Annotated in this window: 19 protein-coding genes and 1 tRNA gene; 19 read left to right on the top strand and 1 reads right to left on the bottom strand. The window is 47.0% G+C overall.

The features are described 5' to 3' along the window. Positions 1–5 precede the first annotated feature (5 nt). The 5 genes from tpiA to B5G11_RS16265 all read left to right on the top strand — a co-directional run bounded on the left by tpiA (position 6) and on the right by B5G11_RS16265 (position 5,490). A complete protein-coding gene (gene tpiA / locus B5G11_RS16620; RefSeq protein ID WP_087169197.1) occupies positions 6–755 on the top strand; it encodes a triose-phosphate isomerase in 750 nt (249 codons plus the stop codon). Between the two features lie 157 nt (positions 756–912). After that, a complete protein-coding gene (locus B5G11_RS02515; RefSeq protein WP_087169196.1) occupies positions 913–1,950 on the top strand; it encodes a LacI family DNA-binding transcriptional regulator in 1,038 nt (345 codons plus the stop codon). Between the two features lie 99 nt (positions 1,951–2,049). Then, a complete protein-coding gene (gene gpmI, locus B5G11_RS02510; RefSeq protein WP_087169195.1) occupies positions 2,050–3,591 on the top strand; it encodes a 2,3-bisphosphoglycerate-independent phosphoglycerate mutase in 1,542 nt (513 codons plus the stop codon). 240 nt (positions 3,592–3,831) lie between these two features. Beyond that, a complete protein-coding gene (locus B5G11_RS02505) occupies positions 3,832–5,121 on the top strand; it encodes an aminotransferase (RefSeq protein WP_087169194.1) in 1,290 nt (429 codons plus the stop codon). Between the two features lie 180 nt (positions 5,122–5,301). Continuing rightward, positions 5,302–5,490 carry a hypothetical protein gene (locus B5G11_RS16265; RefSeq protein WP_158099190.1) on the top strand — a complete coding sequence of 63 codons (189 nt, stop codon included), beginning with the start codon at positions 5,302–5,304 and terminating at the stop codon, positions 5,488–5,490. A 117-nt stretch (positions 5,491–5,607) separates the two neighbouring features. On the opposite strand, the gene B5G11_RS02500 is transcribed toward B5G11_RS16265, so the two are convergent. Then, positions 5,608–9,873 carry a 2-hydroxyacyl-CoA dehydratase gene (locus B5G11_RS02500; protein WP_087252056.1) on the bottom strand — a complete coding sequence of 1,422 codons (4,266 nt, stop codon included), beginning with the start codon at positions 9,871–9,873 and terminating at the stop codon, positions 5,608–5,610. A gap of 235 nt (positions 9,874–10,108) precedes the next feature. On the opposite strand from B5G11_RS02500, the gene B5G11_RS02495 reads away from it, so the two are divergent. The 14 genes from B5G11_RS02495 to B5G11_RS02430 all read left to right on the top strand — a co-directional run bounded on the left by B5G11_RS02495 (position 10,109) and on the right by B5G11_RS02430 (position 24,458). Continuing rightward, positions 10,109–10,981 carry a rhomboid family intramembrane serine protease gene (locus tag B5G11_RS02495; RefSeq protein WP_087252099.1) on the top strand — a complete coding sequence of 291 codons (873 nt, stop codon included), beginning with the start codon at positions 10,109–10,111 and terminating at the stop codon, positions 10,979–10,981. Between the two features lie 43 nt (positions 10,982–11,024). After that, the gene (gene pyk, locus B5G11_RS02490; protein WP_087168055.1) at positions 11,025–12,467 is read left to right on the top strand and encodes a pyruvate kinase; all 1,443 of its coding nucleotides are present in this window, start codon (positions 11,025–11,027) and stop codon (positions 12,465–12,467) included. Between the two features lie 101 nt (positions 12,468–12,568). Beyond that, the gene (locus B5G11_RS02485; RefSeq protein ID WP_087252055.1) at positions 12,569–13,282 is read left to right on the top strand and encodes a TrmB family transcriptional regulator; all 714 of its coding nucleotides are present in this window, start codon (positions 12,569–12,571) and stop codon (positions 13,280–13,282) included. Next, a complete protein-coding gene (locus B5G11_RS02480) occupies positions 13,282–14,574 on the top strand; it encodes a diaminopimelate decarboxylase (protein WP_087252054.1) in 1,293 nt (430 codons plus the stop codon). The genes B5G11_RS02485 and B5G11_RS02480 overlap by 1 nt, the downstream gene beginning before the upstream one ends. A 60-nt stretch (positions 14,575–14,634) precedes the next feature. Further along, positions 14,635–14,717: transfer RNA gene (locus tag B5G11_RS02475), tRNA-Leu, on the top strand. A 68-nt stretch (positions 14,718–14,785) separates the two neighbouring features. Beyond that, positions 14,786–15,088, top strand: a complete 303-nt coding sequence (locus B5G11_RS02470; protein ID WP_144289662.1) for a hypothetical protein — start codon at positions 14,786–14,788, stop codon at positions 15,086–15,088. Positions 15,089–15,092: 4 nt separating this feature from the next. Further along, entirely contained in the window at positions 15,093–16,220 is a 1,128-nt protein-coding gene (locus B5G11_RS02465; RefSeq protein ID WP_158099189.1) for an ABC transporter substrate-binding protein, read from the top strand. Positions 16,221–16,292: 72 nt separating this feature from the next. Next, the gene (locus B5G11_RS02460; RefSeq protein ID WP_087168045.1) at positions 16,293–17,399 is read left to right on the top strand and encodes an amidohydrolase family protein; all 1,107 of its coding nucleotides are present in this window, start codon (positions 16,293–16,295) and stop codon (positions 17,397–17,399) included. After that, a complete protein-coding gene (locus tag B5G11_RS02455; protein ID WP_087252052.1) occupies positions 17,399–18,565 on the top strand; it encodes an amidohydrolase family protein in 1,167 nt (388 codons plus the stop codon). Before B5G11_RS02460 ends, B5G11_RS02455 begins: the two co-directional genes overlap by 1 nt. Positions 18,566–18,652: 87 nt before the next feature. Next, a complete protein-coding gene (locus B5G11_RS02450) occupies positions 18,653–19,291 on the top strand; it encodes an orotate phosphoribosyltransferase (RefSeq protein WP_087252051.1) in 639 nt (212 codons plus the stop codon). Between the two features lie 468 nt (positions 19,292–19,759). Continuing rightward, positions 19,760–20,317 (top strand): manganese efflux pump MntP family protein, encoded by a 558-nt coding sequence (locus tag B5G11_RS02445; RefSeq protein WP_087168042.1) that lies wholly within the window; start codon positions 19,760–19,762, stop codon positions 20,315–20,317. Between the two features lie 48 nt (positions 20,318–20,365). Next, a complete protein-coding gene (polA, locus tag B5G11_RS02440; protein WP_242958877.1) occupies positions 20,366–23,026 on the top strand; it encodes a DNA polymerase I in 2,661 nt (886 codons plus the stop codon). A gap of 19 nt (positions 23,027–23,045) precedes the next feature. Next, positions 23,046–23,636 carry a dephospho-CoA kinase gene (gene coaE / locus B5G11_RS02435; protein ID WP_087252050.1) on the top strand — a complete coding sequence of 197 codons (591 nt, stop codon included), beginning with the start codon at positions 23,046–23,048 and terminating at the stop codon, positions 23,634–23,636. A gap of 24 nt (positions 23,637–23,660) precedes the next feature. Then, positions 23,661–24,458, top strand: coding sequence for an MBL fold metallo-hydrolase (locus B5G11_RS02430; protein WP_087252049.1), 798 nt, complete (start codon positions 23,661–23,663; stop codon positions 24,456–24,458). Positions 24,459–24,463 lie beyond the last annotated feature (5 nt).

Below are 24,463 nucleotides of genomic sequence, written 5' to 3'. Positions count from 1 at the left end.
ACAAAATGGCAAGAAAGAAAATTATCGCCGGAAACTGGAAAATGAACATGACTCCGTCCCAGGCAGTTGCTCTGGTAAACGAGTTAAAGCCTCTCGTAGCAACAGAGGAAGCAGATGTTGTATTCTGTGTACCGGCAATTGATATTATTCCGGCTATGGAAGCAGCAAAAGGCAGCAATATCGTAATTGGTGCCGAGAACATGTACTTTGAAGAAAAGGGTGCATATACAGGAGAAATTGCTCCGGAAATGCTGACAGATGCAGGAGTGAAATATGTCATCATCGGACATTCCGAAAGAAGAGAGTATTTTGGAGAGTCAGACGAAGATGTTAATAAGAAAGTACTGAAAGCATTTGAACACGGCATCACACCGATCATCTGCTGCGGAGAAACTCTTGCACAGAGAGAACAGGGCGTGACAATGGATTTCGTTCGTATGCAGATCAAGATTGCTTTCCAGAACGTGACAGCAGATCAGGCAAAGACAGCAGTGATCGCTTATGAACCGATCTGGGCAATCGGAACAGGAAAAACAGCAACAACAGAGCAGGCACAGGAAGTATGCGCAGGCATCCGTGCATGCATTGCAGAAATCTATGATGAAGCAACTGCGGAAGCAATCCGGATCCAGTACGGCGGCTCTGTAAATCCGGCAACAGCTCCGGAATTATTCGCACAGCCGGATATCGACGGAGGACTTGTTGGAGGAGCTTCTCTCAAAGCTGATTTTGGTAAAATCGTAAACTGGAAATAAGGAAGAGAAACCCTGCGGATTCAAATGTCCGCAGGGTTTTGCTGTTACCCGGCACTTTCCCTGAAAATATTGCAAAATGCAGCTGAAAATAGTACAATAGAAAAAGTCAGAAGAAGATCTGAGAAGCGTGAAACATAAATGCGGGAAGGGAAGTAGAATGGTTACGATTAAAGATATCGCACAGGCAGCGAATGTCAGCGCCATGACAGTGTCCAATGTTATACACGGAAGAACCAAAAAGGTCTCCAAAGAGACGAAAGAGCGGATCGAACGGATTATGGAAGAGATGCAGTACGTCCCGAATATGGGAGCGCGCATGCTTGTCCAGAATCAATCCAGAATTATCGGAGTGATTTCCAACGTTCCGGCAGGTTCCGAACGTGAGACACTGTATCATCCTCTTGCCGCTGAAATGATTGTAGAGATTGAAAAGGAAGTGCGGTCGCGTGGATACTATATGATGCTGTACGCCGCATCTACCGAGAGAGAAATCCGGGATCTGATACATACGTGGAATGTAGACGGTCTGCTGACGATCGGTATTCCGACAGAAATCTGCAGAGAACTTGGAAAGGACATGAAAATGCCGGCAGTTTTTACCGACTGCTATTTCCGGGAGGATGAAATCTTCAGAAATGTTGGAACCGAGGATGAAGAGGGAGCTTATCAGGCAGCCTCTTATCTGATCGGGAAGGGGCACCGGAGAATTGCCTATGTTGCAGACGGGCCATACGATCCGGACGGAACACCGGGCGATGTGTCTGAAAGACGTCTGGCCGGGTATAAGCGGGCTCTCAAGGAGGCACACCTTCCGTTTGCGCAGGAGCACATTTATATGGGAAGTATCCATGAGGACAGGCAGCTTGCCATGCTGCAGTCTCTGGCGGGGCATATTTTTGATTATACAGCAGTCATTTTCAGCAGAGATTATTATGCTCTGGAAGCCATGGATTATTTCCGGCATCACGGGATCTGGATTCCGAAAGATATTTCGATCATTGGATTTGACGATCTTGGCATGTCAAAATTTGCATATCCAAGACTGACGACAGTCAGACAGGGCGCGGCGGAAAAAGGGCGCAAAGCCGCAGAACTGCTGTTTCAGGCACTGGAAGAAAAGGAAGATAAAAAGGTAGATATCCGGATTCCGGTCCGGCTCATGGAGCGGGAAACGGTCAAAGAAATTTATGTATAAACTGCCCGGAAACGCGGCAGGTTTTCTGGCACTGCTTGAAAGCGGCGGGAAAATCATGTAAAATAGCAGAGTGGAAAAAAGTAAAAAGGAGAGAAAACAATGAGTAAGAAACCAACAGTATTGATGATCTTGGATGGTTATGGGCTGAGCGAGAAGACCAACGGGAATGCGGTTGCAGAGGCCAAAACTCCTGTTATGGATAAATTAATGGCAGAGTGTCCGTTTGTCCGCGGAAATGCAAGCGGCATGGCGGTAGGACTGCCGGACGGACAGATGGGAAATTCAGAGGTCGGACACCTGAACATGGGTGCAGGCCGGATCGTATATCAGGATCTGACAAAGATCACAAAATCCATTCAGGATGGAGATTTCTTTGAAAATGAAGCACTGCTTGCAGCATGTGAAAATGTAAAGAAGAATGACAGTGCACTGCACATGTACGGACTTGTCTCTGACGGAGGTGTACACAGCCACAATACACATATCTACGGACTTCTGGAACTTGCGAAACGTCAGGGAATCTCCAAAGTCTATGTTCACTGCTTCCTGGACGGACGTGACACACCGCCGGAATCCGGAAAAGATTATGTGCAGGAACTTTCTGACAAGATGAAGGAGATCGGCGTCGGTGAGATTGCTTCCGTGATGGGACGCTACTACGCAATGGACAGAGATAACCGCTGGGATCGTGTAGAACTCGCATACAATGCCCTTGTAAAAGGCGAAGGAAATACATGCGAAGATGCTGTAGAAGCAGTACAGAAATCCTACGATGACGGAAAGACGGATGAATTTGTTGTTCCGGCTGTCATTACAAAAGACGGAAAACCGGTCGCAACAATCAAGAACAACGATTCCATCATCTTCTTCAACTTCCGCCCGGACCGTGCAAGAGAGATCACAAGAGTGTTCTGTGCGGATGAATTTGACGGATTTGACAGAGGAGACCGCATCTGCACAACCTATGTATGCTTTACAGAATATGACGTGACAATCCCGAATAAGCTGATCGCGTTCCATAAGACAGAGATCACAAATACGTTCGGAGAATTCCTTGCCGCAAACAATATGACACAGGCAAGGATCGCCGAGACAGAGAAATACGCGCACGTTACATTCTTCTTCAATGGCGGTGTGGAAGAGCCGAATCCGGGAGAAGACCGTATTCTTGTAAAATCACCGAAAGTTGCGACCTATGACCTGAAACCGGAAATGAGTGCGTACGAAGTGTGTGACAAGCTGGTTGAAGCAATCCGTTCACAGAAATACGATGTCATCATTATCAACTTCGCAAACCCGGATATGGTAGGCCACACGGGAGTAGAAGCAGCTGCCATTAAAGCGATCGAAGCGGTCGATGAGTGCGTAGGAAAAGCGGTAGATGCCATTAAAGAAGTGGACGGACAGATGTTTATCTGCGCAGACCACGGAAATGCAGAGCAGCTCATCGATGAGACGACAGGCGAGCCGTTTACGGCCCACACAACCAACCAGGTGCCGTTCATTATCGTCAACGCAGATCCGGCATACGGACTGAGAGAAGGAGGATGTCTGGCAGACATCGCACCGACTCTGATCGAGATGATGGGAATGAAACAGCCGGAAGAGATGACAGGAACATCCCTTCTTGTACGTAAATAGAAATTGAATGTCAAAATGAGCGGGGCGGCTTCGGCTGTTCCGCTTTTTTTTCAATCTGTTCACAACCGGATCTTGCAGGATGGGCTGAAAAATGAATAAAATCAACATAAAAAATTCATTTTCAACCTGATTTCCCGTGAAAATTAGAAAAATAAAGAGAAAATTGCAAGAAACAGTTGACGAAAAGTCAAAAGCCCGATACAATAGAAACCAGTGAAAATGAAGAAGGGCGGTAGAACCATGACAGCATATAAAGATCTGAGCAAAAATGAGCTGAAAGCTCTGAAAAAAGAGCTTACTAAAAAGTTTGAGGATGTAAAGGCGAAGGGACTGAAACTTGATATGTCCCGTGGAAAGCCTTCTACAGAGCAGCTGAATCTTTCTATGGGAATGATGGATGTTCTGACCAGCAGTTCCGACCTCGTATGCGAAGAGGGCGTTGACTGCAGAAACTACGGAGTATTAGACGGGATTAAAGAGGCAAAGCAGCTTCTGGCAGATATGATGGAAGTTCCGAAGGACAATATCGTTATTTTTGGAAACTCCAGTCTGAATGTAATGTACGATACGGTAGCGCGTTCCATGATTCACGGTGTTATGGGAAGTACGCCATGGTGTAAACTTGACAAGGTGAAATTCTTATGTCCGGTTCCGGGATATGACCGACATTTTGCGATTACAGAGCATTTTGGAATCGAGATGATCAATATCCCAATGACTCCGACCGGACCGGATATGGATATGGTAGAAGAGCTTGTAAGCACAGATCCGGCAGTGAAAGGGATCTGGTGCGTGCCGAAATACTCCAATCCGCAGGGAATTACCTATTCTGACGAGACGGTACACCGTTTTGCGAAGCTGAATCCGGCAGCAGAAGATTTCCGAATCTACTGGGATAATGCTTACGGAATCCACCACCTCTATGAAGATAAGCAGGACTACCTGATTGAGATTCTGATGGAGTGTAAGAAAGAAGGCCATCCGGATATGGTCTACAAGTTTTCTTCCACATCCAAGATCAGTTTTCCGGGATCCGGTATCGCAGCGATTGCCGCTTCTGATGCCAACTTAAAAGAGATCCGTGAGCAGATGAAGATTCAGACAATCGGACACGACAAGCTGAATCAGCTCCGCCACGCAAGATTCTTTAAGGATATTCACGGCATGGTGAAGCACATGAAGAAACACGCGGACATTATGAGACCGAAATTCGATACAGTTCTTGCCTCTCTGGAAAAGGAGCTGGGCGGACTGGAGATCGGAAGCTGGCTTGCTCCAAGAGGAGGATATTTCATCTCCTTTGACTCCATGGACGGATGCGCGAAGGCGATCGTCGCAAAGGCAAAGGAAGCAGGTCTTGTGATGACAAATGCCGGAGCGACCTATCCGTATGGAAAAGATCCGCACGACAGCAATATCCGAATTGCACCGTCTTATCCGACACTGGATGAGATCAAACTGGCAATGGAAGTATTCACACTGAGCGTCAAACTGGTAAGTGTGGATAAGCTCCTTGCCCAGGCTGAATAAATTAAGCCCCTTCTTAAATATTATTATATATGCCCTATGTGAAATACTGTATGCAGGATACCGGACGTATCTGGCATACAGTATTTTGCGTTGTGCGCGATTATATAAAATTGACAAAGCAAATGATGACAGGTATGATGAATATAACATATAAAAAAAGAAAGGCGGGGATCAGAATATATGAAGATATTAATTTTAATAGCTGTGATTCTGTTAGGATGCAATGGGTGTGCGTCGAAAAAAGAGCATATCGGCAATAGCGAAACGACCCCGGCAGTATTATTAGAACTTTGTTCGGACGAAAAAGGAATTCCTTCTTCAAGCTCACAAATCGAAGTAAAGAATATGCCTATGCAGAGTTTCGAATAAGTTCGGATAAAACAGAAGGTTAAAAAATGGCTCTCGTTTATCAGAAAACGAGAGCCAAAGCTGTTTGCTCATTGAAGCAGAATGTATTCGTATTGTTAAATGATGATCCGGCAGGCATCAAATGGATGCCTGCTGTTCTTTTTCCAGATTTTTATTTGCGGTAGAGAGCATCAGCTTGATACGGTTCAGCTGATTTACCTCGCTGGCACCCGGATCGTAGTCGATCGCAACAATATTGGATTCCGGGTGAAGCCGTCTAAGTTCTTTGATAACACCTTTTCCGACCACATGGTTTGGAAGGCAGGCAAACGGCTGTGTGCAGACGATATTCTTTGCGCCTGTCTCGATCAGCTCCAGCATTTCGCCGGTCAGGAACCATCCCTCACCGGTCTGGTTGCCAAGCTGAACAACTTCACTTGCCATGGAGGCAAGATGTTCAATTCTGGACGGCGGAGTAAAACGCTTGCTCTTTTTATATGCGTCCACAGCCGGCTTCCGGAACCATTCGATCACCTTGATACCAAGATTTGCAAGTCGGGCGGAAGACTTCTTCATTCCCAGATGGGTATGCTTGAAGTTGGAGTTGTAGAAGCAGTACAGCAGGAAGTCTACAAGATCCGGCACAACAGCCTCTGCGCCCTCATGCTCAAGGAGATCCACCAGGTAATTATTTGCAGCCGGGAGGAACTTGACGAGGATCTCTCCGACTACGCCGACACGGGGCTTTTTCTCATCCGTGATCGGCAGAGTATCAAAGTCATGAATGATCTGCCGGCAAAGTTTTTTGAACCGGCGTCTGGAAGGATATCCTTCAGAGACAAATTTCCGGCAGACAGCAGCCCATTTTTCATAGAGCGCATTGGCAGATCCTTTTTCAGCCTCATACGGACGAATCCGGTAGAGACACCGCATAAAGACATCTCCAAGGACTGCGGCATATACACCGCGCAGCGCCAGCATCGGCGTAATCTTGAATCCAGGATTCTTTTCCAGTCCGCTCAGGTTGATGGAAATAACCGGGATATGGGCATACCCCGCTTTTTTCAGCGCCCGGCGGATAAATCCGATGTAGTTTGAAGCACGGCAGCCGCCTCCCGTCTGGGAAATAATCACCGCAAGATGATCGGTATCATATTTTCCGGAAAGGATCGCATCCATGATCTGGCCTACAACCATCAGAGACGGATAGCAGGCGTCATTGTTGACATATTTCAGGCCGACATTGACCGCATCCCGGTTATCATTTGGAAGCACTTCAATCTTGTAGCCGGAAGCCCGGAATGCAGGCTCAATCAGATCGAAGTGGATCGGTGACATCTGCGGACAAAGGATGGTATACGTTTCCTTCATCTCTTTTGTAAACGGAATTTTTTCAATTGCAGCACTTCGAACTTCACGTTTTTCTTTTTTTACATCTCTTGCGCGGATAGCCGCAAGAAGAGAACGGATACGGATTCTGGCTGCGCCCAGATTGTTGACCTCATCAATTTTCAGCGAGGTATAAATCTTTCCGGAACCGGTCAGAATATCTGCCACCTCATCGGTGGTTACCGCATCAAGTCCACACCCGAAAGAGTTAAGCTGGATCAGATCCAGGTTCTCAGTTGTCTTGACATAGTTTGCAGCCGCGTAAAGACGGGAATGATACATCCACTGGTCCATGACATTAAGCGGCCGTTCCACCGGATTTAAGTGAGAGATGGAATCCTCTGTCAGCACGGCAATTCCATAAGAAGTAATCAGTTCCGGAATACCGTGGTTGACTTCCGGGTCATAATGGTACGGACGACCTGCCAGCACAATTCCATGGCGGCCGGTTTTATCCAGATAAGCAAGGGTCTCCTCGCCTTTTTTACGGATATCGTCCCGGCAGTTTTCCAGTTCCACCCATCCTTTGTGGGCAGCATCCCGGATTTTTTCCTCCGGAATCCGGAATTTTTCAGAGAAGATTTCGACCAGGCGGTCCGCCATGATCTCTTCGCTTGTCAGTGCAAGGAACGGATTCATGAAATCAACCTTTCCCTGTACGATCTCGTCCATATTGTTTTTGATATTTTCCGCATAGGAGGTAACGATCGGGCAGTTGTAGTGGTTGTTCGCATCCGGAAATTCATTCCGTTCGTATGGAATGCAAGGGTAGAAGATCCGGTCCACATTCTGACGGATCAGCCACTCCACATGGCCGTGGGCAAGCTTTGCCGGATAGCACTCGGACTCGCTTGGGATGGATTCGATTCCCATCTCATAGATCTTTCTCGAAGAAGAAGGAGAAAGAACAACAGAAAATCCCAGTTCTGTAAAGAAGGTAAACCACAGAGGGTAATCTTCGTACATGTTCAGTACTCTTGGAAGTCCGATCGTTCCGTGAGGAGCCTCTTCCTTTGGAAGCGGCTTGTAGCCAAAATACCGCTCGTTTTTATAGGAGAAGAGGTTTGGAATATCGGTGTTGGTCTTTTCCTTTCCAAGACCCCGCTCACAACGGTTTCCGGTGATGAAACGTCTTCCGCCGGTAAACTTGTTGATTGTCAGACGGCAGTGGTTGGCACATCTTTGACATTTTGCCATGGATGTTTCGTATGTCAGATTTTCAATATCTTCGATAGAGAGCATGGTTGTCTCTTTGCAGTCATATGTATGGTACCGTTCACGGGCAATCAGTGCTGCTCCAAATGCTCCCATGATTCCGGCGATATCCGGGCGGACAGCCTCGCAGCCTGCGATTTTTTCAAAACTGCGCAGTACAGCATTGTTATAGAAAGTACCGCCCTGGACAACAATGTTCTTACCAAGTTCCGATGCGTCGGAAACCTTGATAACCTTGAACAGCGCGTTCTTGATGACGGAGTAGGCAAGACCGGCGGAAATATCGGCAACAGAAGCGCCTTCTTTCTGGGCCTGCTTTACTTTTGAGTTCATAAATACCGTACATCGTGTTCCAAGGTCAATCGGATGTTTTGCGTAAAGCGCTTCGTCAGCAAAATCCTCCACAGAGTAATTCAGTGATTTGGCGAATGTTTCAATGAAAGAACCGCATCCGGAGGAGCAGGCTTCATTGAGCTGTACGGAATCTACGGTATGATTTTTGATTTTGATACATTTCATATCCTGGCCGCCGATGTCGAGAATACAGTCCACATCCGGTTCGAAGAAAGAGGCCGCATAATAATGCGAGATCGTCTCGACTTCTCCCTCATCCAGAAGGAACGCAGCTTTCATCAGCGCCTCTCCGTATCCGGTGGAGCAGGAGTAGGCAATCCGTGCGTCTTCCGGAAGCCTGGAATAAATATCTTTCAGCGCGGTGATCGTTGTGGCAAGCGGATCTCCGTCATTTCCATGGTAAAAGGAATAAAGAAGTGTACCATCTTCGCCTACAAGCGCAGCTTTTGTCGTAGTGGAACCGGCATCGATTCCAAGATAAACATTCCCTTTGTAGGTGGAAAGATCCTTGACAGGGACCTGATGTCTGTCATGACGTTCCTTGAATTCACGGAACTCCTCCTCGGAAGCGAAGAGAGGATCAAGACGCTCCACTTCGAAATCCATCTGGATATGATTTGCCAGACGTTTCTGCAGCTCAATAATCGGAACATCCAGATCTTTTTTGGAATTCAGTGCGGATCCAACAGCAGCAAACAGGTGGGAATTCTTCGGAGCAATCGTATGTTCGTCATCCAGCTCCAGTGTCCGGATAAATGCCGCTCTCAGCTCGGAGAGGAAATGCAGCGGACCGCCGAGGAATGCAACATGTCCGCGGATCGGCTTTCCGCATGCCAGACCGCTGATTGTCTGATTGACTACCGCCTGGAAAATAGAGGCTGCCAGGTCCTCCTTTGCGGCACCGTCATTGATCAGAGGCTGGATATCTGTCTTGGCAAATACACCGCAGCGTGCGGCAATATCATATAAGGCATTATAATTTTTTGCATATTCATTCAAACCTGTGGCATCCGTTTGAAGAAGAGAGGCCATCTGGTCGATAAAGGAACCGGTACCTCCGGCACAGATTCCGTTCATTCTCTGTTCCACATTTCCGTTTTCAAAATAGATAATCTTTGCGTCTTCGCCGCCGAGTTCGATGGCGACATCGGTCTGAGGAGCATAATCCTGTAAGGCAGTGGACACAGCAATTACTTCCTGGACAAAAGGAACACCGAGGTGCTTTGCCAGGGTAAGGCCGCCGCTTCCGGTAATGACCGGAGATACATGAATGGCCCCGAGCTGGTGGACAGCTCTTCCAAGCAAGTCAGAAAGGGTTTCCTGAATGTTGGCAAAATGTCGTTCATAATCTGAGAATATCATCTCGTTCTTTTCATCAAGAACCGCAATCTTGACAGTGGTAGAACCGATGTCAATTCCCAGAGTGAAAATATCCCTTTGGCTCATATTGTGTTACTCCTTTTCTATCTTATATGTGCAGATGTATTTCTTCTTATAATTAATATATTTTTGCAACATCGTTTATTATACGACAAAAAGGAGCAAGATACAATAAAATCTTCCTAAGGAAAAATGAATTTCCTGTAAAGTCCGGGAAGAATTCCTGTAAAGTCTGTGAAGCCGATTGACAAAAAAACAGGGAGAGGATACAATGAAAAACGAGTATGAAAGGAGAAAAAAGATGAATTGGATTTCACGTTTAGAGCGTAAATTCGGCAGATATGCGATTCCGAATCTGATGTATTTTATTATTATTCTGTATGGAATCGGATTTGTGCTGGACTACATCAATCCGTATTTTTATATCCAGTATCTGTCATTGAACGCAGCTGAAATTCTGCACGGACAAATTTGGAGAATCGTTACATTTTTGATTCAGTCGCCGTCAAACAACCTGATCTTTCTGATCATTGCTCTTTATTTTTATTATATGATTGGAAGAACGCTGGAGCAGACGTGGGGATCATTCCGGTTCAACCTTTATTTTTTTACCGGTGTGCTGTTCCACGTGATTGCCGCCCTTTTGATCTATCTGGTTACAGGTCAGGTCTACATGCTGGGTACGTCCTATCTGAACCTTTCCCTGTTCTTTGCTTTTGCAGCGGTATATCCGGACATGGAGTTCCTTCTGTTTTATATTCTGCCTGTCAAGGCAAAATGGCTGGCATGGATCGACGGGGCATTTTTCATCTGGACGATCATTCAGGGTTTTCTTCCGTCATACGGCGGAACATACACCAGCTACCGGGCAAGTGCTTTTGCGGCGGCAATTTCGATTCTGAATTTTGTGATTTTTTATGTTTCAACGAGAAACTACGCACAATTTTCTCCAAAGCAGCAGAAGCGCAGAAGAGAATTCAAAAAACAGATGAAAGCAAGGCCGCAGAATCATTATTCCGCGCAGCCTGACGGCAGAGTGCCGAAGCACCGGTGTGCAGTCTGCGGGCGGACGGAGCTGGACCATCCGGAACTGGAATTCCGCTACTGCTCAAAATGCAATGGAAATTATGAATACTGTCAGGATCATCTGTTTACACATGAACATGTAAAATAGAAAGGCACATCAAGAGGTTACGACCAGAAAGGAATGGAAGAAAATGAAGAAGACGAAGATTGTATGTACAATGGGACCAAATGCAAATGATGAGAATCTGATGAGAAATCTTGTGAAAAACGGGATGAATATTGCGAGATTCAATTTTTCACATGGTGACTATGAAGAGCATAAGTTCCGTATGGATATGCTCAAGAAGATCCGGGAAGAGGAGAAACTGCCGGTTGCAATTCTTCTGGATACAAAAGGACCGGAGATTCGTACAGGTGTCCTGAAAGACGGAAAGAAAGTGATATTACAGGAGGGGGCTGAATTCACATTGACTTCCGAGGACATTGTCGGAGATGAACACAAAGTTTCCATCACTTACAGCGGGCTGACCGAAGATGTAATGCCTGGACGGAAAATCCTGATTGATGATGGACTTATAGAGCTGGAAGTTGTCAGAATTACAGAAAACGATATTATCTGTAAGGTAATCAACGGAGGAGAACTCGGGGAGAAGAAGGGGATCAATGTACCGAATGTACCGGTACGTCTTCCGGCTATTACAGAGAAAGACAGAGAGGACATTAAATTCGGCGTCAGCCAGGGCATCGATTTTATCGCAGCTTCCTTTGTAAGAAACGCAGAGTGCATTATCGAAATCCGAAGCTGGTTAAGAGAATGTAACGCCCCTTATATTCCGATCATAGCAAAAATTGAAAATGCGGAAGGAATCCGCAATATCGATGAAATTATCCGCTGCGCGGACGGTGTCATGGTTGCAAGAGGTGATATGGGTGTGGAAATTCCGGCACAGGAAGTTCCGTATATCCAGAAGGAAATTATTAAGAAATGTAATGACAACTTCAAACCGGTTATTACAGCGACACAGATGCTTGACTCCATGATCCGGAATCCTCGCCCGACACGTGCAGAGGTAACCGACGTGGCAAATGCGGTATATGACGGAACCGATGCTGTCATGCTTTCCGGGGAGACAGCACAGGGTAAATACCCGGTAGAGGCACTCAAGATGATGGTGCAGATCGTAGAAAATACGGAGAGCCATCTGGACTATGATGTGCTTCTGAAAAAAGCACAGCAGCACAGAAGACAGAGCATCTCCAGTGCTATCGGATTTTCCACTGTAGCAACAGCAGACAACCTGGATGCAAAATGTATTGTCGCGCCGACCATGTCCGGAGCAACCGCGAAGGTGGTATCCAAATTCAAACCGAGAGCAGATGTCATCGGTGTCAGTCCGGATGAGGCGACACTCCGCAGAATGCAGATTTACTGGGGCGTACGTCCGCTGAAATCTATTCCGCTGAAGTCTATGGAAGATGTCTGTGAAAACGCGCTTGAGATGGTAAAAGCGAAACAGTACGTGGAACCGGGGGATATCGTTGTATTGACGGCAGGGCTTCCTGCGCCGATGGGATCTTATTCTTATGCGGGGAACAGCGGAAGCAATATGATGAGAATTGCGGTAATTGAATAAAAAATGCAGTCAGGGCGGACAGAATTGTCTGTCCTGATTTTTCTTGACTTTCCGGGAAAATGTGCTATAGTAGTACCATAAAGAGCTACTAAGGAGAAAATATGGGTACAGAACAGTTTAAAGAGCATTTAATGAAATTTGATTTAACGAGACAGGAGGCTTCCCTTTATGAGAGCCTTCTTGAGAATGGAAAGCTGACCGGATATGAGGCGGCAAAACTGACGGGAATTTCCCGTTCGAATGTCTATGCCTCGCTGGCTTCTCTGTGCGAGAAAGGAGCAGCTTATCTGGAAGAAAATGAGACAGGCAGAAAATATCTTGCAGTGCCGGTTCAGGAGTTCTGTGAAGAAAAGATTGACCAGCTGAAAAATGAGGAGGACTGGCTGCTTCTCCATGCGCCTGTTCAGAAAAAAGAAGAGGAAGGCTACATCACCATTTCCGGACAGGAGGCAGTGGAGTCAAAGGCAAGAGGTCTTCTGAAAAAAGCAGAAGAAAGAGTTTATATTTCAGCCGGACAGTCTTTCCTGAAAGTAGTGCTTCCGGATCTGCAGACTCTTTCCGATGCAGGAAAGAAAGTCGTCATCATCACAGACTGGGAAGAGTTACAAGAACCAGGGACCATTTACCGTGCCGGGGACAAAAAAGGGCAGGTGGGAATGATTGTGGATTCCTCCTTTGTCCTGAGCGGAGAATATGGAGAGCGGTCCGGAAACACCTGTCTGTATACAGGCCAGCGCAATTTCGTTGAGATTTTCAAAGAGGCGATGGCAAATGAGATAAAAGTGATTGAACTTACGAAAGGAGAAAAGAACTGATGGAAAAGAAACCATTTGTTTCCAAAGAAAAACTGGATGAAATTATTCAGGAATTTCCGACCCCGTTTCACCTGTACGATGAAAAGGGAATTCGGGAGAACGCAAGAGCTTTAAAGGAGGCCTTTGCATGGAATCCGGGATATAAAGAATATTTTGCAGTAAAGGCGACACCGAATCCGTTCCTGATTCAGATTTTAAAGGAGTATGGCTGCGGCTGTGACTGTTCCTCTTTTACGGAGTTGATGTTATCCGGGGCAATGGGAATGAAAGGAGAGGACATCATGTTTTCATCCAATGATACTCCGGCAGAGGACTTTCAGCTTGCCAACCGTCTCGGGGCCATCATCAATCTGGATGATATCACGCATATTGATTTCCTTGAAGAAGCGATCGGACACATTCCGGAGACGATCAGCTGCCGTTACAATCCGGGTGGAGTTTTTCAGATTACCAATGACATCATGGACAACCCGGGAGATGCCAAATACGGCATGACAACAGAACAGATCACAGAAGCATTTAAAATCCTGAAGTCAAAAGGAGCAAAAGAATTCGGAATCCACGCATTTCTCGCAAGCAACACGGTGACGAATGAGTACTACCCGATGCTTGCCGAAGTGCTTTTCAAAACAGCGGTCAAGCTGAAAGAAGAGACCGGTGTTCATATCAAATTTATCAATCTTTCCGGCGGAATCGGAATTCCATACCGTCCGGACCAGGAGCCGAATGATATACGTGTCATCGGAGAAGGTGTGCGAAAAGTATACGAAAAGGTACTTGTTCCGGCAGGAATGGGCGATGTGGCAATCTACACGGAACTTGGAAGATTTATGATGGGACCGTACGGATGTCTTGTGACAAAAGCGATCCATGAAAAACATACGCATAAAGAATATATCGGCGTGGATGCCTGCGCGGTCAATCTGATGCGCCCGGCCATGTATGGTGCATACCATCATATTACAGTAATGGGAAAAGAAAACGAGCCGTGTGATCATAAATACGATGTCACCGGATCTCTCTGCGAGAATAACGATAAATTCGCGATCGACAGGATGCTTCCGAAGATCGATATGGGAGATGTGCTCGTGATCCACGATACCGGAGCACACGGATTTTCCATGGGCTACAATTACAACGGAAAACTCAAATCCGCAGAAGTCCTTTTGAAAGAAGATGGAACAGCACAGCTGATCCGCCGCGCCGAGACTCCGGCAGACTACTTTGCAACCTTCGACTGCTTTGAGATCGGAAAAGAACTGATCGCGGAATCAGAAAAAATCTGGAAATAATTCCTTGCAAACAAAGAGTTGCTGTGATATAATAATTCTCGGCTTAATCAGCCGGGAAAAGCCGGCGTGTCGGAATGGCAGACGAGGCAGACTCAAAATCTGTTATGGGCAACCATGTGCGGGTTCAAGTCCCGCCGCCGGCAGTACTTTATCAAATAAAGAGATACGAAAAGAGCGGGAAAACCACAGGGAAAAGGGGTTCCCGCTGTTTTTGAATAATTGGAAATTTGAAAGGGCAGCAAGAGGTAGATTCTTTTTTGGGGGGGGGGCAGTGGCAAATGATGATGTATACCGTGCAATGTTGGCTATTATTATACCGCCTATTATCGATCAAATTGTAAAAAATAGTAATATAGATGAAAAATCGGCAATTTCATGTTTTTATCGATCGAAATTATACAAGGAACTTTCTGATGAACAATCGAAACTATGGCATTACAGCCCCCTGACACTTTATACGATGTACCAGGATGAACTTTTAACAGGATCCTATGATTATCCGGAGGAGGCATAAGAAGATGAGCAAAGAAGCCGGTTTTTTGATTTACTGCATGGAGAGATATCGTCATTTTAAAGGGCTCTCTGGTTCTGAAGTTGCAGATCTGTTCGAAAGCTGCAAAGTGGATGAGTATATTATGAAGTATTTTGAGTCTCTCCATACAATGGGAGAGCAGTATATCATAAAGGATATCATGCAGCTGGATAAAGTCAATTACAAGGTTATCCAGGAATCTTCCACAGCAGTGCAGGCGTTTATCAACGGCGAGCTGGATGTTGTCGGCACATCGGACACCAACTGGGGTAAAACCATCACGGCGGCCGGCGACTCCCAGGAGATGACGGTTCCGTCCAGTGCACCGGATTTTTTTATGTTCAATCTGAAAAATGAATATTTGAGCAATACGAAAATCCGCCAGGCACTTTCCATTGCTTTTGACAGGCAGGAAATGGTAGATACGCTCCGGGATGGTATGTCTGTACCGATTTACTCTATGATGCCGGATACGATGAAGGTGGGAGATAAAACCTATACAGAGCTTGTAGACGGAAAGAATTACTTTGTAACTCAGATGCAGGAAGAATACACAGATCCAAAGGCACTTCTGCAGGAAGGTCTTGCAGAGCTTGGAAAGAGTACAGATCCGTCTCAGATGACGATCCGCTACGCAAGCCGCGGAACATCAGAGCTTTCCAAGAAGATCGGTGAGTGGATGAAACAGGTATGGGAAGAAAAGCTTGGTATCAATGTGCAGATCGATATGATGGAATGGAACATCATGTGGGATAAAATCGATGCCGGAGATTATGACATTGCCTGCGGAGGCTGGGGACCGTACTATAATGAACCAAGTGCACTTCTGCAGCTGTTTGAACCGGTCAATGGTTATTTCAACGCGGACAAGACAGGATGGAACAATGAAGATTCCCAGAAGTTTACAGAACTTCTGAATCAGGCAAAAGATGTCATAGATGACAAGGAAAAGGTGGAGATCTATCTTCAGGCGGAACAGCTTGTGGTAGGAAATGCCCTGATTGCTCCAATGTACCTGGAAGCATCACCGACTTACGTGAAAAACCATGTAAAAAATTATTATGTAACAACAAACGGTCTGGTAGACTTTTCACAGGTTTCCGTGGAAAATTAGAATACCAGTCAGCAAAAAGGGCCGGCCGCTTTTGTGATCGGCTTTTTTCAGAAAAGGAGGGACAACAACAGCATGTACCTGATAAAAAACGGAAGAATCCATGTAGGGGACGGGACCGTCCTGGATGGATGCGACATTTTGACGGAAGGGCGGGTGATCCGGGACATCGCGCCTGGCATCTGCTGTCAGGAGGCGGAGGTGATCGATGCGTCCGGCTGCGAGATTTTCCCTGGATTCATTGATCCTCATTCCTCTGTGGGAGCCATGGGGATGCCGTCCAGATATCTGGACAATCAGGAGAAAACCGATCCGCTGACTCCGCAGCTGAATGTGAAATATGCCATTGATCCGGATGAGATCGATGCCCAGGAGTTTTATAAGAGCGGGATCACGGCAGTGGGCCTGACTCCTGGAAATGCCAATGTGATGGGTGGACAGATTGCCGTATGCAAAACTGCCCATATGAAGATGGCAGACAGGCTTGTCAAAGAAAAGGCGGCACTCAAGTGCAGCGTCACATCCGAGGTGAAATCGGTCTATGGCGGACGAAACCAGATGCCAAAAACAAGAATGGGAGCATTCTGGATTTTTCAGGAGGCCCTCAGAAAGGCAAAAGCTCCGGAGGAACAAGAAAAGGGAAAACTGATTTGCGAAATCTTTGAAAAGGGCAGCATGCCGGCCTTTGTGGCGGCCCAGACAGCGGGAGAGATTCAGGGTGTATTGGAAATGATGAAAACGGAACATACATCCCTTGTCCTGGTGGACGGGTACGAGTTTGACCGGGCGCTGGAGGAGATCAAGCGGCAGAATGCCGGATTGATTTTGGGAAATGTCAGCGACTGCTCACAGGTAACCAAGCACGGAATGGATCTTGGGAAAATCTGCGATCTGAATGAGAATGGAAATCTGGTTGCGTTTACCGCTTCCAACGGAGGTTTTTCAGAGGGAAGAGAAGTGTTCCTGTGGACCGCCATTGAAGTGTACCGGGCAGGAGCGGACGCGGAAGAAGTGGTGAAGATGATGACGCTGAATCCGGCAAAAATGCTGGGCGTATCTGACAGAATCGGGACACTGGAGACCGGAAAGGATGCGGATCTTTCCATCTATACCGGACATCCGGTGAAAACTTATGCGGCAAGAGTCAGAACCAGCATGATCAATGGGGAGGTGGTATTCTGATGGCACAGACTCTGATTCAAAATGGAACGATTTACACAATGGAAGATGGAGATACTGTTTTCACAGGTGAGATTCTGGTGGAGGACGGAAAGATCAAGAAGATCGGCACCCGTATTCCGGAAGAGGAACTTTCCGGGGATGTGGAAGTGATCGATGCGGCAGGACTCAATGTCATGCCGGGGCTGATCGAGGCGCACTCGCACATCGGACTATTTGATTTTAACGGAGAATCTTCTGTAGATGACGCAAATGAGATGACAAATCCGGTTACCCTGTCGATGGATGCAAGGTACAGTGTCAATCCGCAGGCAAGAGAATTCAAGGCAGCGTATTCCCACGGAATTACGACGATGCTTTTGACTCCTGGAAGTGGAAATGTGTTCTGCGGACTTCCGTTTGTGCTGAAGACATATGGAAATAATGTGTTTGACATGTCAATTAAGGCTCCGTGTGCCGTAAAAATAGCTCTTGGAGGAAATCCGAAAGGAACCTATGGAGAGAGAAACCAGCTTCCGATGACCCGGATGGGTGTGGCTCAGGTGCTGTGGGACACCTTCCGAAAAGCAAAAGATTACATGGAAGCAAAAGAATCCGGAGATCATCCGGCATATGATGCGGACATGGAGGCGATGATCCCGGCGCTGAAAAGGGAGATTCCATGCAAGATTCACTGTACCCAGCATGATATGCTGACCGCTATCGAAGTGGCAAACGCATATGGAGTCCGGTTCTCGCTGGAACACGCCTGGGGCGCATCCGATTATATCGATGAGATTGTGGAAAGCGGATGCGATGTCTGCTACGGGCCGATCGGAACATACCGGGCGGCAGGAGAGCGGCGGAAAGTAGACATCGAAGCGGTCAAAACGCTGGATGAGCGTGGCGTGAATGTGGCGCTGATCACCGATTCGCCGATTCTCAGCGAAGAGTCTTTGTATCATCATATCGGGGAAGCTGTCAGGGAGGGCGTACCGTATCTGCGGGCCCTTCGCATGGTGACCATCAATCCGGCGCACGTCCTTGGAGTGGAAGACCGGGTCGGAACACTCCGGGAGGGGAAGGACGCGGACCTGATCCTGGTGAAAGGAAGGCCGGGACTCGATACGGATGCCAGCGTGTGTAAAACAATGATTGATGGAAAGGTCATCTGGCAGTCTGTTTCATAAGATACTCCTGTCAGGGAAAATGTGGTATAATGACTTTATCAAAACCGTTACCGTATCAGAAAGAAATGAAAAAGGAGGGACAGTCCTATGGATGAACGTTTAACCAATCTGCGTTCCGGGAAGAATCCGAAGGCGCGGATCAAGATTCTGAAAGGTCATTTTGCCACAAGTAATTCTCATATCAATACCTATATCGATATGTCCACAGTCAAAACAAGACACCACAATGCGCGGGAGACAGCCAGGGTTCTGGCGGGGGAATACACGCATACGTACATTGACACGATCGTATGCCTGGATGAAACGGAAGTGATCGGTACATTTATGGCAGAGATTCTGGCGGACGAGACAAATATGTCCATGAGCCACGACAACAATATTTCTGTTGTGACGCCGGAGTTTGATACGATGGGACAGATTTTGTTCCGTGATAATAAGATCCGGATGATTGAAAACAAGCAGGTACTGATTCTGGCGGCTTCGATTACAACAGGAAAGACGATCTTAAAGGCAGCGGAGTCTGTACTGTATTACGGCGGGAAGGTGTGCGGCGTTGCAGGAATTTTCAGTGCTGTGTCCAGGATCGCGGATATGGAAGTGAAATCTATTTTTACTAGCGCGGATCTGCCGGACTACAAAGCATACACTCCGCAGAGCTGCCCGATGTGCAGGGAAGGAAAGCGTGTTGAGGCGCTGGTAAACAGTTACGGATATTCCAAATTATAACAAAGAGTTCCGCTTGCGGAACTCTCGCGCCGGGCGCGGTCGCTTTAGCGGCAAACTTCTGCTTTGCGCGAGTGCGCATTCTGCGGAGCATTTTTATTTAACAGTTTTCTGTCAAATAAGAAAAAACGGCAGTTACCCGGGTGAGGAGGACTGCCGTTTTTGACGCAGTGAGAAAGAAAGTGCTCAGATCATGAAAAAAATGTTGAAAGAAGGCAGAATGTCGGTTATAATACAAAACAGCGATGAACGCTGGCGCGGAAATGACAAAGAAAGAATGAGCATAAGGGAGTAGTTGGCACTTTCGGTGTGACAAAGTCAACATATTGGAGCGATCCTGGCTTTGTATGAAACAACGAGACTTATCTGTATCAGAAGATGATATGGGTAGGACTCGATTTTTTTTTGCTCTTTTTACGGAAGTTCTGCGCAGATTTTAAGGGAAGAAAAAACAACCAGGAGGAAAAAGAAATGGGATTTTTGGAACTGTTTTTCATAGCAGTGGGCCTTGCCATGGACGCATTTGCAGTATCCATCTGTAAAGGACTGTCTGTGGGAGTGGCAAAACCGAAATACATATTGTGTGTAGGACTTTATTTCGGAGGCTTTCAGGCATTGATGCCGACCATCGGATATTTTGTAGGTGTGAATTTTAAGGGAGCTATTCAGAGTGTGGATCACTGGATCGCATTTATTCTGCTGGCCATCATCGGAGGAAATATGATCCGGGAGTCCAGAGGAGAAGAGGAATGCGTGGGTGCACGGTTTGACGTGAAGGAAATGACTGCGCTGGCAGTGGCGACCAGTATCGATGCTCTGGCAGTCGGCGTGACATTTGCGTTTCTGGATGTCAATATTGCCCCGGCAGCAGCGTTTATCGGCTGCCTGACATTTGTGATTTCAGCAGCCGGCCTGAAAATCGGTACGGTATTCGGAACAAAATACAGAAATAAAGCGGAATGTTTCGGCGGAATTGTCCTGATTCTGATCGGACTCAAAATTCTTCTGGAGCATCTTGGCATATTTTAGCATTGTAAAAGAGGGCAAAACGAAGTAAAATAAAAGAAGTATTTTGACATGGAACGGGGTTTGACAATGAATGAAAAACAATTTCAAGACCAGAAAATTGTCCTGATTGACGGACACAGTATTCTGAACAGGGCATTTTACGGACTTCCGGATCTGACCAATGCCGAAGGACTTCATACGAATGCAGTTTATGGATTTTTAAATATTCTTTTTAAAATACTCGAGGAGGAAAAGCCGGAATATCTGACGGTTGCCTTTGATGTTCATGCGCCGACATTCCGGCATGAGATGTACAAGGAGTATAAAGGCACGAGAAAGCCGATGGCGGAAGAGCTCCGGCAGCAGGTTCCGGTGATCAAAGAGGTTCTGAAAGCGATGGGGATCCGACTGATTGAACAGGCAGGACTCGAGGCGGACGACCTGATCGGGACACTTTCCAGACGCTGCGAGGAGGCGGGCATGCAGGTCGTTGTCCTTTCCGGAGACCGGGATCTTCTTCAGCTTGCCACAAAGAAAGTAAAAATCCGTATCCCGAAGACGAAGCAGGGACGGACTGAAGTGGAAGATTATCTGGAAGAGGATGTAAAAGAAAAGTACCAGGTGACGCCGAAAGAGTTTATCGATGTCAAGGCGCTGATGGGAGATACTTCTGACAATATTCCGGGCGTTCCGAGCATCGGAGAGAAGACAGCGACGAAGATTATCGTGGAGTATCAGACGATCGAGAATGCATATGCCCATGTGGACGAACTTAAGCCTCCGAGGGCGGCAAAAGCATTGAAAGAGCATTACGATCTGGCACAGATGAGCAAGGAACTTGCGACGATCAATGTCCATGCGGATTTTCCGTATGAAGTGGAAGAAGGAAAGATTGGAGAACTCTTTACTGCTGAAGCATATGAGTGGTTCCAGAAGCTGGAATTTAAAAATCTGCTTGGAAAGTTTGAGATTCAGGCTCCGGCTTCCGAAATTGAGGACAGTTTTGTGACCGTAACAGACCCTGCCGGCATGGATGCTGTATTTGAAAAGGCGGCAGGGGCCGGGACTGTAGGTGTTGTTCTGGAGCGGAATACGGAGAATGTTCTTCCGTTATTTGCCGCAATGAGCGGTATTTCCGGAGCGGTGCTTGCCTTTTCAGCAGACGGGAAGGACGAGATCGTTTCCATTCAGACCGGAAACGGGATTTCCGCGGATGCTCTTATGGAACGTCTGTCCGCTCTGACAGAAAGCCGGGCGCAGATTTCCATGTTTGACGTAAAAAAAGAACTGCCGCATGTCCGGACATGCAGACGGGAGAATTTCTTTGATGTTCATGTGGCCGCCTACCTGTTAAATCCGCTCAAGAGCTCCTATGAGCCTGACGATGTGGCAAGAGAATATCTGGATCTTACGATTGATGCGAAGCTTTCTGAAGAGAAAAAGAGCTGTTATGAGGCGTATACGATGTACCGGGCAGCAGACGTACTCCGGGAAAAGCTGAAAGAATACGGCATGGAAGCACTTTTTGATGAAATCGAGATGCCGCTTGTGTTTGCACTTTTTGATATGGAGCAGGCAGGCGTGAAAGTGGAAGCGGAAGCCCTGAAAGAATACGGACAGGATCTTGGCGTCCAGATCGAAAGACTGGAGGCGGAGATTTTTGAACTGGCAGGGGAAACCTTTAATATCAATTCTCCGAAACAGCTGGGAGTTGTTCTTTTTGAACACCTGGAGCTCCCTCATGGAAAGAAGACGAAGACAGGATATTCCACAGCGGCAGATATTCTGGAAAAGCTGGCGCCGGACTATCCGGTCGTATCAAAGATTCTGGAATACCGGCAGCTGGCAAAGCTGAAATCCACCTACGCGGACGGACTGGTGAATTTTATTTCGGAGGATCACCGGATTCACGGTACTTTTAACCAGACTGTTACGGCGACCGGCCGGATCAGCAGTACGGAGCCGAATCTTCAGAATATCCCGATCCGGATGGAACTGGGAAGACAGATCCGGAAAGTCTTTGTGCCGGAGGAAGGATTCGTGTTTGTGGATGCGGATTATTCCCAGATTGAGCTTCGGATTCTGGCACACTGTTCGGATGATGAGGCGTTGATTCAGGCATATAAGGAAGCAAAGGACATCCACAGGACGACGGCATCCCAGGTATTCCATACACCGTTTGACGAGGTGACGGACCTGCAGAGAAGAAATGCGAAGGCGGTCAATTTCGGGATTGTCTACGGGATCAGTTCCTTTGGACTTAGTCAGGACTTGAGCATTACAAGAAAAGAAGCGGCAGAATATATTGACCGCTATTTTGAAACCTATCCGGGGGTCAAGGCATATCTGGACGGAGAAGTTGCTTTTGCAAAAGAGCACGGATATGTGACAACGATTTTTGGAAGAAGAAGACCGGTTCCGGAGCTTTCTTCCAGCAACTTCATGCAGAGAAGTTTTGGAGAACGTGTGGCAATGAATTCCCCGATTCAGGGGGCAGCGGCAGACATCATGAAGATTGCGATGATCCGTGTCAATCAGCGGCTTCGTGAGGAACAGATGGAGTCCCGCATTGTCATTCAGGTACACGATGAGCTTCTGGTAGAGGCCAGAATCGATGAAGTAGAGAAAGTTAAAGAGATACTGAAAGAAGAGATGGAACATGCCGCAGATCTGAAGGTTCCGCTGATTGCAGATATGAGCGTCGGATCAAACTGGTATGAGGCCAAATAGAGAAAAGTCAGGAATTCAGATGAAAACAATAGGAATAACAGGAGGAGTCGGGGCCGGAAAAAGCACGGTCCTCGGCTTCCTGGAGACAGACTTTCAGGCAGTTGTCTGCGAAGCGGACAAGGTGGCGCATAAGCTTCAGGAGCCTGGAGAGGTCTGCTATGAGGAAATTATAGAGAAGTTTGGATGCGGAATTCTTGACGGGGATGGAAAGATTGACCGGAAAAAGCTGGGAAACATTGTGTTTGCTGATGAAAAAAAGCTTCAAAGGCTGAACCGGATTGTACACCCCCGGGTCAAGGAATACATCCGAAAGAAAAAAGAGGAAGAAAAAGAGGCTGGTACGCGGATTTTTGTCGTCGAGGCAGCGCTTCTGATCGAGGATCACTATGAGGAGATCTGTGATGAACTCTGGTATATCCATACGCCGGATGAAGTCCGCAGAAAGCGGCTGAAAGAAAGCCGGGGATATACGGACGAAAGGATAGACGGAATCATGAAGAACCAGAAATCGGAAAAACAGTTCCGGAACGCATGCAGCGTAGTGATTGAAAACGGAGAGGATTTTAAAGAGACTTGCATCCAGATCAAAGAAGCGTTAGAATCGTACTAGAAACTTTGAAGGAGAAAGGAAAACATGAGAATTTGCAGTATAGCCAGCGGAAGCAGCGGAAACTGTATTTATGTAGGAGATGAACATACACACGTGCTGGTCGATACCGGGATCAGCAAGAAGCGGATCGAGGAAGGACTGAAGGATCTGGATGTGAAAGGGGACGAGCTGGACGGGATTTTTATTACCCATGAGCACGCCGACCATATTCAGGGGCTTGGAGTTTTCAGCAGAAAGTACGGCATTCCGATCTACGCCACAAAAGGAACGATCGAAGGAATCCGGAATTATAAAAGTCTTGGGAAAATGCCGGAGGGACTGCTCCATGAGATTCGCGCGGATGAGCCGTTTACTTTAAAAGAGCTGACAGTCCGGCCATTTCGGATTTCACACGATGCAAATGAACCGACAGGATACCGCTTCGAAAATGGAAAGAAAGCGGCCGCTGTTGCGACAGATCTGGGGATCTATGATGATTATACTGTGGAGAATCTGAAAAATCTGGACGCGGTTCTTCTGGAGGCCAATCATGACATACATATGCTGGAAGTCGGTGTCTACCCGTATTACCTGAAACAGCGGGTGATGGGAAACCGGGGACATCTTTCCAATGAATCTTCCGGCAGACTGCTGTGCGACATCCTGCACGATGATCTGAAATGCGTGATGCTTGGACATCTGAGCAAGGAGAATAATTATGCCGAGCTGGCCTATGAAACAGTGAAACTGGAAGTCACTCTCGGGGATAATCCATACAAAGGAGAGGACATTCCGATTATGGTTGCCAAAAGAGACACCAGATCGGATATCATTACCGTATAGGAAGA

Origin of the sequence: Drancourtella sp. An57 (assembly GCF_002161525.1) — a bacterium.
Lineage (GTDB): Bacteria > Bacillota > Clostridia > Lachnospirales > Lachnospiraceae > Sellimonas > Sellimonas catena.
Note: the sequence above shows the minus strand (reverse complement) of the source record. Positions and strands in the feature narration are given on the sequence as shown.

Excerpts from the sequence above, each read along its gene's own strand:
- B5G11_RS02430 (WP_087252049.1), top strand. The coding sequence starts at position 23,661 with ATGAGAATTTGCAGTATAGCCAGCGGAAGCAGCGGAAACTGTATTTAT.
- tpiA (WP_087169197.1), top strand. The coding sequence starts at position 6 with ATGGCAAGAAAGAAAATTATCGCCGGAAACTGGAAAATGAACATGACT.
- B5G11_RS02480 (WP_087252054.1), top strand. The coding sequence starts at position 13,282 with ATGGAAAAGAAACCATTTGTTTCCAAAGAAAAACTGGATGAAATTATT.
- B5G11_RS02460 (WP_087168045.1), top strand. The coding sequence starts at position 16,293 with ATGTACCTGATAAAAAACGGAAGAATCCATGTAGGGGACGGGACCGTC.
- B5G11_RS02450 (WP_087252051.1), top strand. The coding sequence starts at position 18,653 with ATGGATGAACGTTTAACCAATCTGCGTTCCGGGAAGAATCCGAAGGCG.
- polA (WP_242958877.1), top strand. The coding sequence starts at position 20,366 with ATGGAACGGGGTTTGACAATGAATGAAAAACAATTTCAAGACCAGAAA.
- B5G11_RS02495 (WP_087252099.1), top strand. The coding sequence starts at position 10,109 with ATGAATTGGATTTCACGTTTAGAGCGTAAATTCGGCAGATATGCGATT.
- B5G11_RS02515 (WP_087169196.1), top strand. The coding sequence starts at position 913 with ATGGTTACGATTAAAGATATCGCACAGGCAGCGAATGTCAGCGCCATG.
- B5G11_RS02505 (WP_087169194.1), top strand. The coding sequence starts at position 3,832 with ATGACAGCATATAAAGATCTGAGCAAAAATGAGCTGAAAGCTCTGAAA.
- B5G11_RS02445 (WP_087168042.1), top strand. The coding sequence starts at position 19,760 with ATGGGATTTTTGGAACTGTTTTTCATAGCAGTGGGCCTTGCCATGGAC.
- pyk (WP_087168055.1), top strand. The coding sequence starts at position 11,025 with ATGAAGAAGACGAAGATTGTATGTACAATGGGACCAAATGCAAATGAT.
- B5G11_RS16265 (WP_158099190.1), top strand. The coding sequence starts at position 5,302 with ATGAAGATATTAATTTTAATAGCTGTGATTCTGTTAGGATGCAATGGG.
- B5G11_RS02485 (WP_087252055.1), top strand. The coding sequence starts at position 12,569 with ATGGGTACAGAACAGTTTAAAGAGCATTTAATGAAATTTGATTTAACG.
- coaE (WP_087252050.1), top strand. The coding sequence starts at position 23,046 with ATGAAAACAATAGGAATAACAGGAGGAGTCGGGGCCGGAAAAAGCACG.
- B5G11_RS02500 (WP_087252056.1), bottom strand. The coding sequence starts at position 9,873 with ATGAGCCAAAGGGATATTTTCACTCTGGGAATTGACATCGGTTCTACC.
- B5G11_RS02465 (WP_158099189.1), top strand. The coding sequence starts at position 15,093 with ATGAGCAAAGAAGCCGGTTTTTTGATTTACTGCATGGAGAGATATCGT.
- B5G11_RS02455 (WP_087252052.1), top strand. The coding sequence starts at position 17,399 with ATGGCACAGACTCTGATTCAAAATGGAACGATTTACACAATGGAAGAT.
- gpmI (WP_087169195.1), top strand. The coding sequence starts at position 2,050 with ATGAGTAAGAAACCAACAGTATTGATGATCTTGGATGGTTATGGGCTG.